This window comes from Falsiroseomonas sp. HW251 (genome assembly GCF_050563545.1).
GTDB lineage: Bacteria > Pseudomonadota > Alphaproteobacteria > Acetobacterales > Acetobacteraceae > Falsiroseomonas.
On the sequence record NZ_JBNXUM010000007.1, the window covers coordinates 265,955 to 282,324 of the forward strand.

The 16,370-nt window shown below is 65.0% G+C and carries 7 protein-coding genes; 2 read left to right on the top strand and 5 right to left on the bottom strand.

The window, feature by feature from the left end:
* Positions 1-127: 127 nt before the first annotated feature.
* Positions 128-4,285, top strand: coding sequence for a PIN domain-containing protein (locus tag ACLF3M_RS11085; protein ID WP_430656978.1), 4,158 nt, complete (start codon positions 128-130; stop codon positions 4,283-4,285).
* A 230-nt stretch (positions 4,286-4,515) separates the two neighbouring features.
* Here the strand turns inward: ACLF3M_RS11085 and ACLF3M_RS11090 are convergent, their stop codons facing one another.
* Together ACLF3M_RS11090 and ACLF3M_RS11095 are read right to left on the bottom strand one after the other, a co-directional pair.
* Complete coding sequence (locus tag ACLF3M_RS11090; protein ID WP_430656979.1) at positions 4,516-4,923, bottom strand: type II toxin-antitoxin system HicB family antitoxin; 408 nt, start codon at positions 4,921-4,923, stop codon at positions 4,516-4,518.
* A 580-nt stretch (positions 4,924-5,503) separates the two neighbouring features.
* On the bottom strand, positions 5,504-5,752 hold the full coding sequence (locus ACLF3M_RS11095) for a hypothetical protein (RefSeq protein WP_430656980.1): 249 nt from the start codon (positions 5,750-5,752) through the stop codon (positions 5,504-5,506).
* A gap of 1,246 nt (positions 5,753-6,998) precedes the next feature.
* On the opposite strand from ACLF3M_RS11095, the gene ACLF3M_RS11100 reads away from it, so the two are divergent.
* Positions 6,999-7,997: a nucleotidyl transferase AbiEii/AbiGii toxin family protein gene (locus ACLF3M_RS11100; protein WP_430656981.1), complete on the top strand. Its 999-nt coding sequence runs from the start codon at positions 6,999-7,001 to the stop codon at positions 7,995-7,997.
* 83 nt (positions 7,998-8,080) lie between these two features.
* On the opposite strand, the gene ACLF3M_RS11105 is transcribed toward ACLF3M_RS11100, so the two are convergent.
* From ACLF3M_RS11105 to ACLF3M_RS11115, 3 genes are all read right to left on the bottom strand, one after another.
* On the bottom strand, positions 8,081-11,461 hold the full coding sequence (locus tag ACLF3M_RS11105) for a UvrD-helicase domain-containing protein (protein WP_430656982.1): 3,381 nt from the start codon (positions 11,459-11,461) through the stop codon (positions 8,081-8,083).
* Positions 11,461-14,175: a PD-(D/E)XK nuclease family protein gene (locus ACLF3M_RS11110; protein WP_430656983.1), complete on the bottom strand. Its 2,715-nt coding sequence runs from the start codon at positions 14,173-14,175 to the stop codon at positions 11,461-11,463. The genes ACLF3M_RS11105 and ACLF3M_RS11110 overlap by 1 nt, the downstream gene beginning before the upstream one ends.
* Positions 14,176-14,948: 773 nt before the next feature.
* Positions 14,949-16,124, bottom strand: coding sequence for a phospholipase D family protein (locus tag ACLF3M_RS11115; protein ID WP_430656984.1), 1,176 nt, complete (start codon positions 16,122-16,124; stop codon positions 14,949-14,951).
* Between the last annotated feature and the right edge of the window lie 246 nt (positions 16,125-16,370).

Genomic DNA, 16,370 nt, shown 5'->3' on the forward strand with positions numbered 1-16,370 from the left:
TCATGCCGATTGGTCAGGATGGCGGCATTCCAAGCCCCATAAGTCGGACCGGTAAGCATCGCGGCGTAGAGCAGAAGGCGTCGAGGCCATTGGATCGCCCGGCGGCCGCGGAACTGGGTGTGTTGGAATGTCTATCCAGAACCAGCAGTTGGCACCGCCAGCGAACTGGCAGGACTTCGAGAAGCTCTGCCACGACCTCTACCAGGAGATCTGGGGCGACCCGCAGGCCGTGCGGCACGGCCGCACCGGGCAGCCGCAGGCAGGTGTGGACATCTACGGTCACGACAAGAAGGGGCGCTTCACCGGCGTCCAGTGCAAGGGGAAGGACGGTGGGCTTGGGGCAGAACTGACCGAAAAGGAACTCAGGGACGAGGTCGAGAAGGCGAAGACGTTCAGGCCGCTGCTGGACGTGTTCATCCTCGCCACCTCAGCCCCGCCGGACATCAAGATTCAGCAGGTCGCCCGCGACATAGACGACGCGCACAAGACCATCGGCATATTCCGTGTCCACGTAATCGCGTGGGACACACTCCAACTCCTCCTGCAGAAGCACCCCGAAGTGGCCGAAAGGCAACTCGGGCAAGTAAGCACTGCGAAGATCCTCAACAGGATCGATGTCTCGGACGCACGCGGCGAGGAACGCCACGAGGAACGCCACGCCGAGATGATGCTTGCCATCCAGAAGGTGCAGAGCATCGCTGTCGCTGCCCTCCCCCGACCGGGAACTGATCAGGGTGGAGACCCAGCCGAGGAATCACTCCGGACCAGGATCAAGGACGCCGCCGAACTCGGGAATGAGGGCAATGCACGTGCGGCCCTCGTCCTGCTGAACTCGATACGGCAAGCCGAGTGGGGGACGGCGTCACCAAGATCACGGCATCGGATCCTCAACGCGCTCGGGTTTGTCCATCTTGCTTTGGGCTCCAGACCACTGGCTGTCCAACATCTGCGGGAAGCCAGCGCCGCTGATCCCGGGAGGCCCTGGTCGATTGCGGCTTTCGCCTTCGCGGAGATGCTGGAGGATTCGAACGAAGCGGCCTTCGCACATGCCAAGGACGCGCTGAGCGCCGATCCAACACTTGAAAACGCGGCAGTGACCCTCGTCCATGCGGCGCCGGATGACCTTCCCCTGCCAGACCTGCTCTCGACCATACCGGAGGCTCTCCGAGAAAAGCCGCAGGTGCTGCTCGCGCTTGTTGATGCAGCCCGCGACAGGAATGACTGGGACGAGGCACTCCGGCTCGCCGAGAACGCCTACGCACGCGATCCGGACGACTGGCGCAGTCAGGGTTCGCTCGCGTCGGAATTGCTTCGTCCGGTTCTCGCCATCCGAGAGATCGCTGTGACCAAGGCGGTCCCTCACGACCTCGCCGGGCGCTTCCGGCGGGGCCTGGACCTTGCCCGGCAAGCCTGGAACACGGTGGCGACGAACGACTACGGCGCGCGGATGCCGGAACTGGCGCTGAACCTCTCGGGAGCCCTGATGGTCCAGGGCGACGAGGATGCTGCCCGGGACGTGCTCCACGAGGCGCTGCGCCTGACCCCGGACAATGCCGAGATTCATAACCGCCTCAGCATGATCCTTTCCGGCAGAGGGAAGTTGGCTGACGCACTGAGCCACCTCGAAAGTGTCCCCGAAGACAAGCGCGAGGAAAGCTTCGACGTCATTCGCCTTCACCTCCTGCTCGGGATGCGGCGGTATGTCGAGGCTCGGGAAGCGGCATCGAGGCTCGCGTCCGAGCTCCCGCCGGGCGAAGATCGAGACGCCGCTGCGGGTGTCGCTCTCGAGGCGGAAATCGCACTTGGAGCAGGCAGCGAGACCGTGGTTGCTGCGCTCGATGCCTTCCCCGACGCAATGCCGGTCAGATCGGCCGCGCTTCGCTTCCGTGATTTGCCAGCAGACTTGGCAGAGCGCCTTCGGCTCGACGCCGAGCGGGGGCTGACGCGAGCGACCAGTGCAAGGGACATCTTCGCTGCTGCGGAGGTCTTCCGCGCGACCGGGCAGCCCGCACGAGCGGCTGAAATCCTGGCACCGTTCACGGTTCCAGATCGCGACACCCACGCCCTGAGGACTAGGCTCGAATGCCTCATAGAGGCAGACAGTCGGCGGGAGGCTCGTGAGCTCTTCGAGAGCCTGTCCCCGTCACTGCACAACCTGCGTCGGTACGTGGATTTCGGGGTCAAGATCTATGACATGGTCGGCCTTTTGACGAAGGCCCGCCGACTGCTTCAGGCATATCTGGAGAAGACTCCCGACGACCTCCGTGCGCGCATTGTCTGGTTCGGACTCTGCGAGCGCACCGCGGCCATGAGCAAGGCGCTGGATTGGCTGCGATCCGTGCCCAGCGCAATCACGGGTGACGCCGATGACCTGATTGTCTTGGCGAGGCTGATTGACCGCCACCTTGCTGATCTGAAGTGCCTGACCCTGGGATATCGCGCCCTGCGGCAGGGCTTCGATGACCCGCAGATCCATCTCTCGTACGCATTCGGGCTGTTCCTCATGGGGCGGGCCACAAAGACAGCCAAACTCGAGCCAGAAACGGCGGGTCCGGACACTGCGGTGGTGCTGGCCGAGTGCGACGGTCCTGCCCGCATCGTCCGGGTCATCGAGACGGAACTGGGCCCGCGGATCGAGCGCAACGAGGTGCCGCCGTCCGATGCCTTGGCGTCAAGACTTACCGGTCTGCGCGTCGGGGACGAGGTCACCATCGCAAGCTACCCGCACGGCGATGTCCGCTATCGGATCGAGTCCATCCGGAGCAAGTACCTGCACGCCCACTTCGATGTGCTTGAGCATTTCCGGGAGCGTTTCCCCGAGGCTGCGGGCTTTGGCACGGTGGAGATCGGCGACGACACGGACCAGAACAGGTTCGACGCGGTGTTCCGAATGGCCCGCGAGCGGGCCGAACGACTTCGCGAGATCGAGGCGGCCTACAAGGCTGGCCGGATATCAATGGCACACCTCGCTCTCGCATGCGGGTGCTCCGCCCTCGACGTCTGGGACGACTATCGCTGGCGCAAGGATCCTACCGTCCTGGCCGCCGTGGGGTCGGAGCCGGAGCGGGCCGAGGCTATGCGGCGCCTGATCGTGGCGAAAACCTGCGTTCTCGATCCCCTGTCGATTTACGCGGCGACCACGCTGGGCATCGCCGAGACGCTTCGGGACTGCTTCCAGGGACAGCGCCTTTCGGTCACCCAGACCACGCTCGACTACCTGCTGGAGGTGGCCCTCGAACGCGAGCGCGAGGCCGAGACGGGACACCGCGGCTCCCTCGGCTGGGAAGGCGACCACCCGACCATGGTGGAGGTGGGGCCCGACGCTCTTCGGATGCGCGCGTCCTGGGCGCAGCAGGCACTCGCGTTCGCCCGGACATGCGAAATCGTGCCCGCCGAAAGCCACACCACGGTGCGCCCGGATGCCTCCGGCATCTACACAGCGCTGCCAAGGGCCGCGCTCGACAGCGTGCTGGCCGCCATCGGCTCTGAGGGCGTCCTACTCTGCGAGGACATGCCCCTTCGCCGTCTTGGCGAGATCGCATCGGAGGTGAAGGGCGTCTGGGTTCAAGCGCTTCTCCGCTGGGGGCTTCTGACAGGCCGGATCAGCCCGGAAAGATACTCGGCCGCGGTCGGCAGGCTGGTCGACGCGGGCCACCTGTTCACCAGCATCGGCCCGATGGAATTGCTGCACGAGTTGCGCCGCCAGTCATGGATGCCGATCGGGCGCGTCTCTCGCTATCTTGCGCTACTCGCCGCTCCGAACAACGACCGTACCTCGCAGACCGGGGTCGTCGCGGAGTTCCTTGAAACGGCGTGGCTGGAAACCGGCGGAGACTACCGCTTCCGCACGGTCCTGTCGCAGCTGCTCGCGGCCTTCGTGGCCCGCCATCCCAATCCACTTCCTCTGTTCAGCGACTGGATGGTGAACCTCAGAAACAGGCTAGCCCGCCAGCGTTTCGGCCAAGCCCGTCGGACATGGCTTCTCCGAACGACCAGCCTGGCCGGAGTGAAGATGCCTCCCATTCCGCCCTCCATAGTTGCGGAGGTGATCGAGCAAGAGGTGGTCCATTGCCTTCTCTGGCTTGACCAATCGGCACCGGAAGTGGCGAACCCCGGGGATCCGTTGAGGGCAAGCCTCGGAGACGGGGTCGAAGGCGAGCCATCGCAGCACGCGATCCCGTCGCAGACGGCCGAGCGCGGCGTGCCTGCCATTGCCGCCGATGGATCTAACCTGGGAGACACCCCAACCACGCCAGCACCGGCCCCAGATCCTTCTCCACCCTGATCATCTGGCCTTCCGGCCGCAGCAGCACGAACGCTCCGTCCTCCTCGCAGATCGCCGACACTGCCGATGCCGAGACGGCATGCAGGCCCCCGTCGGCGTCAACGGGGTGGTTCAACGAACGTATCGCGGTCGAGCGGTCCCACGGCCGCGCAGCGGCATAAGGCTTCTATGCTCACGGCACTTCTCAAACGCCGCCGAGATAGACGCACCGGCGTGAGGCGGCGCACGCTTCAAGCGAGTTCCGGCAGCTGCTGCCGTGCTAGAATCTCCACCATCGCAGACCGGGTAACGCCTCTGCGCTGGGCTGCCGCATCAATCGCGGTCACCACACCACCGTCCAAGGAGAGGTTCGCACGGACAGGCTTTCCAGTCGTGCGAACTGCCGACACTGCTATAAAAAAGGCACCCTCCATTAGAGCCTCCATCACCTCAGCGTCGGCGCGGATCTGTTCGCCCGTACGAGCTGCGGGAACGCTACCTCCGTTCGCTTCGACAGTGTTGATCCAATCTCCAAGAGCCTCGGAGGCGACAACCATGGCCTCATCGAGAGTCCCGCCCATGGCGACACAGCCGGGGAGGTCGGGAAACACAACGCCGTAAGCACCCTCGGAGCCGTCAACCAAAGCGATGTAACGCATGTCTGGAACTCCTGGTGATAAGTTGGACTGCTTCACTTCCATCCCGCCGCCTTGGCCACGCTTCGCGCCACTCCGATGCTCAACGTCCGATGCCGCGGCAATAGAATGGGATCTGTCATTCCCGGCTTGGTGTACTTGTCATAGTTCTTGCCGCCTTCGTTCACCCAGCCTTCCGACTCGAGCCTCCGAACGATTGCAGAGCGATTGGTTTCCGGGGTTGGCAATGGTAGCTCCGCATTAGCTGTGCATATATATGCACACATGCTGGCGCTTGACAAGGTCATTTAGACTCACCGCGCCGGGAGAACCGCCCTCGCCCTCGGTAGCCGTGATCGACAGGCAAGCGCCTTTGGCGAGCGTGCGAACGCTGCAAGCCGCTGGCTTTCTTATTAAAAAAGCCTGCCCCACCCCAACCACCCCAGCACTGTCCGCATTTCCCTCTCCATCCTAATCATCCGGCCGCTCGGAAGCAGCATCGTTGACGCCCCGTCCTCCTGGCAGATCGCCCACACCACCGAGCCGGACACCTCGTGCAGTCGCCCGTCGGCGTCCCGGAGGATGACGAAGCGCCCCGACCCGTTCACCCTCGCCGAGGTCCATGGCAGGTCGCCCGGGCAGCGGTCAGGGCACCGGGCGCGCCGTCGGGTGGCATGGCCGAGCGCTCGAAGTCGCCCGGCCGCCCGTCGCCGTCGAGCGGCGCATACAGGGCGCCCCGACCGTTGCGGTGCGAAGCGATCCGATCCCCGGCGACCCGCCGCGGCACCAGGAGGAAATACGACTGGCCCGAAAGCGCCAGCCAGGCATCCCGGGCCGCGTCCAGCCGCTGCATCATAGGCGGGTTGAGGCGGCAGACGCAGTTCGCCAGAGAGCGGAAAGGCCGTTCCAGTCGCGACGCAGCGTCCGATCCAGCAGGCGACCCGCCTGCTTGCCGATGCACTCCGCCATGTCCAAGGCCACCTCGCGCTCGACTCGCTGGGCAGGACTGCGCTGCTGCTCCAGCAGCTCCGGTGTGATGTCGGCGCGCGCGGAGCAGCGTGCGGGCAATCCCCGGGTAGCAAACCGGCGCCGCCGACGAATGCACGCCAGGACGCCCAGCCGATCAGCGGCCCAGCGGCCGCTGCTGATACCCGCCATCCCGGCTATGTCGCCCGGGGTCAGATACGCCTAGCGGAACGCGGCTAGCCCCGCCTGGTCACCCGGCGACCGCGCTCTGAGGCACGCTCCACCTCTTGCCCTTGGCATCTCTCGTCCCAGGCCGACCAGTCGGCGCGAAGGAGATGTACCCTCATGAAATCCCTTTGGCGGTGAGGTTTTCGCGTCGCAGAAGAAATTGCTTTTCCTTGTACCTGCGATCGAATTTTCGGCCGAGGAATTCCTTGGCACGGTCCGCCGGTTGGTGATACAAGACCATAACCAAGACTCGACATGGTGATGCTTTTGTCGCAAGCTCCTGACCGTCAGGGGCGCTCACAGCGGGCGCGCCTGGTGGAGATGTTGGGGGATGGCTCCGTGTGGCGCATGACTGCGCTTGCGAGGGAGGGCATCACGGCGGCGGCGGTGCGCCGCGCCGTCGCGGCTGGCTGCGTCGAGGCTGTATCCCGCGGCACGTACCGCTTGGCAGGAGCGCCGCTACCCGAGGGGCACGAGCTGGCCGAGGCAATCGTCAGGGTGCCCCATGCAGTCGTCTGTCTTGCTACAGCGGCAGGTGTCCATCGCCTTGGCACAGCAGTCCCGTCGTCTCTCTGGCTTGCCATTGACCGCGGGCGTTGGGGGCCGCCTCTCGAGTGGCCGCCTGTTCGTTACGTTCGGTGGCGTGACCCCAAGGCCTTGACCCTAGGGGTCGAGGAGCGGGTGATCAGCGGTGTCACCGTGCGCCTTACCGGGCCTCTTCGCACCGTGGTCGACATGCTCAGGATGCCGGAAGCCGTGGGGGAGGAGGCCGGGCTAAGCGCCCTGGGAGACCTGCTGCGCTCCGGCACTCCGATGCGTGAAGTCGCCGACATGGCAGAGGCACTTGGGGCAAGACGCACTGTAACGCCCATTGCGCGGGCCCTAGCAGTACTCGGCAGGCAGTCATGACCGACCGCGGCGAGACAGCGCTGAACCAACTGCGTGACCTCGCCCGACAGCGTCGACTGCCAACAGAGCTACTTATCAGCCGCCTCCTGTCCGAGCGCCTCCTGGCGCGCTTCGCCGCTTCAGACCTGGCGGACCGGCTCGTGCTCAAGGGCGCCCACATTTTCCGCCTGATCGAGGGAGACCTTATTCGAGCATCGAAGGATCTCGACCTGCTTCTGCTGTCTTCTGACGACGCTGATCGCGTCCTCGATGCGGCAATCGGGGCAGATCAGGCCTCAGAGCTCAGGGACGATGGAGTGGTCTTCGACTGGGGCGCCGCTACCTGCGTGCCGCTACACGGCGTGGGCACGGTGGAGCGGAGATTGAAAGTCCCGGCCTCGGTTGGCAGCAGCCGCCAGATGGCGGTAGCCGACTTGGTCTACGGACACCCGGTGACGCCCGGACCCGAGCGGAGGTGGATGCACCCCATTCTCCACTCCCATCAGAGCTTCCCGGTGCTTTCCTACCCCGTCGAAACGGTGCTCGCGGAGAAGCTGGCGCCGATGCTCGAGTTTGGTCGAGACAACACGCGCTTGAAAGATTTCTACGACGTTTGGGTGCTCGTATCTCGCCGGAGGCTTGATGGCCGGGCGCTCCTGGAGGCCGTTGAGAGAACGTTTGCGACCCGCGATGCTGGGCATGTCCTGGATAAGCCTGAGTCGCGATGGCGCGAAGGGATAGGCCCGGGCCTCGCTACCCCGGCTAATGAGAGAGCATGGCGCGGTTGGCTCTCGTTGAGCCGCCCGGTTTTCACGCCTCCGAGCCTCAGCGATCTCCTCGCCGTTGTCGAAACTTTCGCGCTGCCGCTACTGCGGGCAGCCGCCTGGGGAACACGAGCGCCAAATCTTTGGTGCCCCGAGCAAGGATGGGCTGCATTCGGCAACGCGACACGCAGCCACGACGCCCAACACGAACTCCCGCTCCCGCGGCCGCAGATGAACAAGCGCGACAGTTAACGCCACTAAGGACCTTGACCTGAACGCGCTCTCGAATGCCCGGAACGAATTAGCTTCGGCTCACGTCTGAACGCCTTCTTGTCTTACGCCGCTGCTACCGTCTTCGATGGAGGCACGCCTTCGACAGGGACGACCGCTCCCTTGGACATGAAGACCAACAGCCCGGCATGGGCGCCGGTGGAGCGCAGATACGTACGCAGTTGACCGACATAGCCTGCGACGACGTCTTCGCTGGGATCGAGGTCGCTCTTCCAGTCCACTACCAGGGAAGGAGGTCCCTCTTCCTCTGGAACGACGGCATCCGCGACACCCATGATGATGTTCTCGTAGCCGTCGATCGGGGCAACTGAGGCAACGGGCCATTCAGGGACAAGGCGAGATCGCACGCCTTGGATCTCCGGCAGGTTCAGCGTCGCCACAATAAGGCGGGCCGTATCGTCGGGATCCGCCGACGGCCCCAGGCTTTCCGGCAACTGGGAATTCAGTTCGATACAACGGGCCGCCAGGGCTGACTCGTTGTCGGCCGTCTCCCCGGTAAGCACCTCCTCCATGAGCTTGTGCATCACGAGGCCGCGTCGCAGGCCGCCCCGCACCTCGGTCGCTGCTGTCGGGAAGTCTGGATCCAGTACGACCACGGGCTGCGGCAAAGCCTCGCCGTCCTCGGAGGGCAAGTGCGGTGTTGTCCGCTCGAAGCGCGGGATGCTTGCCCTGATACGGGCGGCTTCGTCGCGCCATGTCGCGAGGTCCTGGCCGTTTGGGGGCTCCGGGGACGTAGGCAGCACGCCCGGTCCAACGCCCGTTAGCTCGGGCAGCGAGCCAAGCTGGAAGTCGATGAGGGACCACCAGTCCCTGGTGGATCCTGCGCCGGACGTCCGGGGCATCAGCAGGAGGTCACGCGCCCGGGTCGTCGCCACATACCAAAGGCGCTGGCGTTCGAACCGAACTTGCTCCTTTTCACTATCGAAGGCGGCTTGGCATGCCGGGGTCTTCAAGGAAAATACCGAGGCATGGATAGTGCGCGTCTGTCCGTCGTAAGCCATTGAGATGTCGGTCTTGAGCAGCGTGCCCCCGTTGACCGGGATCACGACTGGCCACTCGAGGCCCTTCGCCGAGTGCATGGTGATGAGCGTCACAGCGTTCTCGTCCGCATCGGGACGGCCGTCGAGCTCCTTCTCACCATCCTCCCAGGCCTGGCGCATGGCGTCAGAGAAGGCCTTGATGCCACGGACCTCGTAGGCTCGGCTCATCTCGAGATAGAGGTCGACGTTCGCGAGAGCCCGTTCTGCCACGCGTCCACCGCGCTGACGCAGAACTGCACGAACCCCCATCTCCTCGACGGCTTGGCAGAGCAGCAGATGCGGCGTCATCTTGCTCTTTCTCTTGGCGAGATCGACGAGGATCTGCAGTCGCCCCCGGAGTACTGGGTCAGCTGTGGCTGGCAGTTCCATGCGAAGCGATAGCATCGGAGATTGGCCGTCCGGCCCTGGCGGAAGGCTTGCCACGGCGTCGAGCAATTGCTCGTCCGTCAGGCCCACCAGGGGACCGCGCAGCAAAGCCCCGAGTGCAAGCCGGTCGCGATCGTCGGCAATGGTCCTGGTCAGCGCGATGAGATCCTGTACCTCCTGCCGCCTAAAGAAGCCCTTCCCCGCCTGCGCCGCGACTGGAATGCCTGCTCCCTCAAGCGCCCGCTCGTATCGCCAGATGTCTGTGCCCGTCGGCACAAGCAGGGCAATATCGCCAGCACGGCACTTTCGCGTCGGCTGTCCGTCATTGCCGCCGATATCCAGCGACCCGATTGCGTTTGCGACGAAGTCCGCAACCGCGGCGGCCTCTCCATCGCGAGCGCCGCTCGCACCTTCGCCGTCTGAGAAGTCGATAGCCGCCACGCCGGGCGTGGAAAGCGACGACGTCTGCGCCGGGTCAAGCGCCTGAAATCCGCACTGGTCAGGCGCGCCTAACGGCGCCTCGAACCGCCCGTTTACCCAGGCGAGGATGTCTGGACGGGATCGGAAGTTCCAGGTGATGGAAACCACAGCCTGTGGGTCTGCAGCCCGGATGATTTCGCGAACCTGCTTGAACACGTCCAGATCGGCGCCCCGGAACCGGTAGATGGCCTGCTGTGGATCGCCAACAACGAACAGCGCGCCCGGACGCAGGGCCCAGTCCTGCCACGGAGCGGACTGATTCCCGGAGGGCGGGTCACCGCAGAGCCGCCAGAACACCTCCACCTGCTCGAAATCGGTGTCCTGGAACTCGTCAACAAGCACGCGGCTGTATCGCCTGCCTACGGCCCCGCGCACATCGTCGTGGTTCGTCAGAAGCTCTCGCGCCTTCTGCAGCAGGTCGCCGAAGTCTAGCGCGGCCGAGCTGCGCTTCTCAGCGGAGTATCTCTCCACCAGGGCGGTCGCGTCACCGGCAAGCAGGTGAAGCATTCGCTCCGCTGCCGACAGCGGAATCGTCTCATATGCAGCTCGAACTGGACTCAGCGCAGCCGAGACGAGCCCCACCATCCGCTCTCCCTCCGCCTTTGTCTCTCCAGCCGCCTTGCGTGCAGCCTCCCAGGCCGCCCTGCTATTCTTGAGGGTCGAGTCAGCCTTGAACCCGGTCCTGGTGGCGCAGAGCTCGGGCGGAAAAAGATCGAGTCCCCATGCCAGCAGCTCCGCCTCCGTTGCGTTGGAGGATGGCAACGCGGCCAGTTCGGCGATAAGCGCGCAGATGGCGCTCTGCAGTTCACCAGGCGCCCAGACGGGGAGAACTGTGGCTCGAAAGGACTGCAGGCTGGTAAGCGCGCTCCGCAGGATATCCACCTGAGAGGCGCCGAATGGCGTCGGACATGAGGCCACCGTCGAGCCGCGGTGGCGCAGCATGAGCTTCACCAGCTCGTCGAGAAGAGTGGCCACCTCGTCCGGGCGCCTGAGCCAGACGTCCACGAAGATATCTGAGGGATCGGGCGGACCAGATAGGCGGTCCCGCAGCCATCGATCTCGGACGCCATCGAAGAGCAGGTCTGCCTGTGCTTGATCGAGCATCTCGGCACCGGGATCGATCCCTGCCTCTACCGGGTAGGGCGTTAGCAGGAGTCGGCAGAACCCGTGGATAGTCGTGCAAGCCAGCTCGTCGAGCTGCTCACAGGCGCGCTGCAGGTTCGCCCGCTCCTCCGGCGACAACCCGGTTGGGAACGCTTGCTCGATCGGGCGAGGGATGTTTCCGGCCAGCACTTGACTCGCGTATTCAGAGATCCGCTCGCGGAGCTCTGCGGCAGAGAGCTCGGTGAACGAGATGGCTGCTATGCTGGACGGTGCCTCGCCCGAGGCGAGCATGCGTACGACGCGGCCCGCGAGGACGGAGGTCTTACCCGACCCAGCCCCCGCCTGGAGGAGCAGGCATCGGGCCAAGTCGGTCAATGCGATGTGACGCGCTTGTGCGTCGGGCGCGGCGAACGACGGGGCGTTGACGACGGTCATCACGGCTCTGCCCAGAAGGTGACGATCGCATGATCGAGCTCGGCAGTCGCTGCGACCTTCTTCCGCATCAGCGTTGTGCCAGGGGCCGCGGGGTGCGCGAAGGCGAGGTCATCGCGCTCGTATTTCTCTGCGGCCGTCCCCGACGTCCCGGCCGCTACACCCGGCAGGCACAAGCCTGCTCGCATGCCAGACACCGCGGCGGCCAGGACGCCTGCAAGCTTCGGCAGCGCTTCGTCTGGTGCTGCGAGCGTGTCGAAGCCAGCGTCGCCTCTGCTGTGCAGCAGTCCCGACTCCACCGTTGGCGGGCCGCTTACGAGTGCCCCCACGGCGTAGGCATAAAGACAGCGCTGCAGCTCGCGCCCACCGTTCAGCTGTACATCAGGCCTCCGCCTGCCCGTCTTGTAGTCGATGACCCGTGCCTGGTCGCCGGTGCCGGAGAGGTCCAGGCGATCGATGCGGCCACCGACCAGTAGCGTTGTCCCAGGCACCGGCACGCTCGCGTTGGGTGCCCACGGCAGAGGGCGAGACACTGCGAGCGTCCTCCCTCGCGGCGCAGGGCGGTCCGGGTCCTGTCCACTACCGAAGGGCACTTCAACGAAGACCCGCTGGCCAGGAAGTGCGGGCAGCTGGAAAAGGAGCGCCGCGCTTGCCGTCTCACGGGCCTGCTCCAGCTGGTGCCCCCAGACCCTCGATGGCGGAACCGGATGCGCAGTTTGCCAGCGCTTCGCGACATCGTCGGCCGATGCCGAGATGGCCGTCAGGATCTCTGCCTCGGTGGCCGAACCGAGCCCCGATCCCTGTTCGAGCCTGAGGACGGCCTCCTCGAGCACGCCATGGACGAGGTCGCCGAAGGCGCGTGCGTCGAGCCCGAGCGGCTCTTCGTCAGGCTGCGGGGCACGCATACCGAGGGCATACCGCCAGGTGAACCCGATAGGATTGCGGATCAGGGTGGTCAGGGAGGTGGCGGACTGCACCCGGCCTAGCGCCCTGACGACGGCGGGGTGGTCTGCGACGGAGAGGCGTCCGTCATGCGCTGTGATTGCATTCTCGTTCCGCCAGTCGTCCCAGCAACCCTGGGCAGCTTGCGCCTCGGGAGTTGCCCTGAAGTCGTCAGGGCGGGCGAGCATGCGGTCCGGCGAACTCATGGCGTGATCAGGGATGCGAGTCCGGCGTAGGTGCTGCACGGTCACGCTGGAAATGAGCGGGCTCCGCCCAAGCTTGCGGCCGTCCGGGCCCCGCCTACTGAAGGACCTTGCTACGACGGCGGCACCGGATCCCCCAATTGCGTCGAAGCTTGCGCGGTCCGCCTGGGTGATCGACGTCTCCTGGGGGCGCAGGTCACCGAGGATGTGGTCCGGCAGCAGCGGATCCTCGTAGGAACCGCGAGGCCAGGACCGCGCATTCAGGCCCATAAGCCAGCCATGAGGGCGCGGAATCGCTGCCAGCGTGGAGGCAGGCGACCACAGGATGCTTTTTCCCGGGTCGTTGTCGTCGGTCACGCGGAGGGAAGCCAGTTCGCGATCAAGGGCCGCTGGGTCTGCACGCGTCAAGGCGCGCTTCCAGAGCTCCGCTGCGGGGCCGTCGAGAAGCTTCCCTGCCTCCTGGGCCGCGTCAGGACCTTCCGCCAGCATTGTAACGAGCGGCACCATGACGTCTCGGATCGGCTTCCGCTCCTCCCCGGAGAGGGCCAGCTCCCACCGTTCCGGCGTGGATAGCGTGGCATCAGGCTCCAGCGCACGGTGCCAGTCCTGCGGCAGGTCCTTCCGAGGACGCCGATTGTCCTTCAGGCGAGCTAAGAGGCGGCGGACGCGCTCCTGCGTCAGGCCCCTGAGCAAAATGTCTGCTAGGGCGGCGGCGGCCTGACCATCTGGCGTAAGCAGGGCCGGGCGACCGTGCGCGAAGTGAACATCGAGACCGGACTCTTCGGCCAGGGCGGCCATCATGTCGTCGTACGGCGTGGTCGAAGCGGCTGCGATACCGACCCGGTGCGGCCCGACAGTGCCCGCTGCCAGTGTCTTCCGCGCCCAGCGGAGTGCCTCAATGACTTCGTGCCGAGGTCCGCCGCAGCCGAACGTAAGCACGTCGCTCGCTGGGGTTTGCTTCCCCTCAATCTCGATGCCGTGCGAGTTCCGTACCCACGTAGGCACATCGAAGGAGCCTGCGTTCCAGATCACCGGAAGGCTGGGCCGGAGCGCTGCGAGAGCCTTCACGAGCGGACGCCAGCACAGGTCGAGGTCCGGCAACCGCCGGAACTCCACCACGCCTACCGTGGCCGGTGCATACCCAAGGCGATGCATGGCGGCGGCAACGAGGTCCCGCGGCCGCGCTTTGCCTGGCGGGAGGCGTGCCATGACCTGCGCTTCGACGCGGGCCATAGCTGCGATGCGTGGATGCCTGTCAGCACTGGCTGCGAGGTTGAGGTCTGCGCGCCAGGCTCTACGGAGTGACGCGACCACGCTGCGCCTGAAGCCTGGAAGGTCGCAGATGGCTGCGAGGTCGCCGAGCGCGGCCGGTGCCATTGCCCTTAGCGCCTCCCTCACGGCGATTGAGAGGTCGTCCGACGATATGCTGGTCTGGAACCCTCCGGCGAGGCGCTCGGCCAGTCCATGGACAGGGATGACGCGCGCACCGTGACCGCGATCCGACCTCGCGAGGTCGAGTCGCGCTGCGTCGAGTTCCGCGGCATCTCCGACGACCACTGTCCGCCTGCTCATGCGCGCTCCCCGGCGCCGAGTCATTGCGGCACCACCGGAGCGGAACATTCCACGGAACGCAGACACGATCCAAGCCCGGAATAGTGAACAGGCTCGCAGCACAAGCTCCGAGGCGCTGATGCCGGTCGGGCTGGACCGGCGAAGCGTAGCGCTGGGCTTCAGATAGCTTCCGTAGTCGCACGCACAGAGGTGATGGGCTGACCGTGCTCACAACGATTGAGACGCTTCGTTACCGCCGCTGATATGGCGGAGAGCGGATGGGGTGAGCAGCCGGGTTCTCAGGGGCGAAGGAGGCGTACAGCTTCATGCTTGGCAAAATCCCGGCCGCGCGCATCCTCTCGTGCTTGACCTGTCCAGTGGACCAAGAGGAGGCCTAAAGGGCGTCATTTGCGCGCGGGATGTCTGGCTGTGGCGCGGCGACCTGCTCCGGCATGCGTGCTTTATGGCGCAGACTGGTATCTCGGGCCTGCCCGTGATTCTAAGGCCGGGCCGATTGGCGGCCGATCTTCGCACGCTCGGCCTTCTCGATTGCCCCCAAACATCTGGAGCAGGTCCATGGGACCTGGCGGACACGAAGGCGGTCCGGCATGTCGCGTCTCGCTTGCTCATGAGGAGCGAGCAGCTAGAGGCGGTGTTGGGGCGGCGATGGACGCTGTTCTGGTACGAGTGACGGACGCTCCCACCATTTCTCCAGTCGAGGTGGCCGTAACGCAGCGGAGTCACCATTTTAGCTGCGTCTCTCCGATCAGCTGCGTGCAGAGCAGCAGCTAGCTTCATTCCCCGGATACTTTGAACCCCAGGTATCGCAGAGCCTTCGCCGACCTTCCGTTGACAGGTGGACACTCGGTCGGCCTCACCGTCCCCGCGAGCTCCAGCGCACAGAACTTCCCAAACAGCTTAAGCTTTCGACTTGGATCGGAGATTACCGAGAACCGGTCTGGCAACGCCGCGCGACCTCCGCTCGTAAAACGCAACTGCTCAGCAAATGCGTGGATGCCTAGCAAACCTGCGGTCAGTTCGTCCTTAATGGCAGACGCCAGAACCTCCGGTGATGCAAACGGTGCGAGAACGCCCTCGACGCCCTCTGCGTACCCCTCGTCAACTCGCCCGTCCGCCGCGTCGCGCCACTCGCGCCCAAGACGCACTATCTCGTCCCTGCGATTGGAAAAGCTGCGCAGAGGCGCGTCCTTCCAGGCTTCCTCGAGCACATGCGTGAGACGAAGCCAATTCAAGAACCGGTTTACTCGGAAGGGCGGATCGAGCATCGATACGTCAGAGCGGAAGAGGTCTTCCTCGGACAGAACGGCATTAACTTCGTCAAATGCAGGTCTGTACTCTTCCTGGATCTGGCGACGAAGTCTCTCCGCGGCGACCTCGGTCACCTTACTGCTTTGCGCCTCAACACTGATGGACGGGGGCTCGTGCCTGGTCACAGCTCGTGCGATTTCGGAATCGGGATCTGGCCCTTTCCTGCGCGCAGCTAGCCAGGCTTCACGGAAAAGTCCCATGGTTCCAGGCGTCAATGGGCGTGCATGTGCCCACAGTGTCTCGAAGATGGCCCGGGCCTGATCCACTGCCTCTTCGTCTTGTGGCTCGGAGAACCAAGCGACAATCTCACGATTGCTCTGAAACCCCGCATCGGTGAGGTTCGCAGAGCCAACGAGCGCCGCCTCGTCAAATACGTAAAGCTTTGCGTGAAAGCGGCCTGTGTAGTACCGCACGAAGGTGCGCGGACGTTCTCGCACCGCGTCGAGTGCACTTGGATGAGTCGCTGCGTTGAGCCCGATGAGCAGCCGGATCGACGCGCCGCGCGTTGCTGCATCCACAAGCGGATCGGGATACGTGAAGTAAGGGGCGGCGAGCAGTAGCTCACTGGACGCCTTGGCCAGTTGCTCGAAAGCGCCCCGAACAAGATCTCGGCCGTGCCCATTGCTGAGGAGTCTTGCCATCTGTCCTTCCGCTGCTCTGTGGCGGCTCAATGCATTGCGGGACCGGGTCGATAGTGGACCGTGCCTGCAGATTGCTGCAACTGCGCACTACCGCGTACCTTCGACATACTTGGCCGGTCTGTCCGTACAGCGCGCGACAGTGGGCGGCTCGCTCGGCCATGGTGGCCTCTTGGCGCGCGACAACCTCGGCAGGCGCCAGAGCTATCGTCATGTGCCGCGCCGAGTCGCGAATAGAGATTGGTGTGG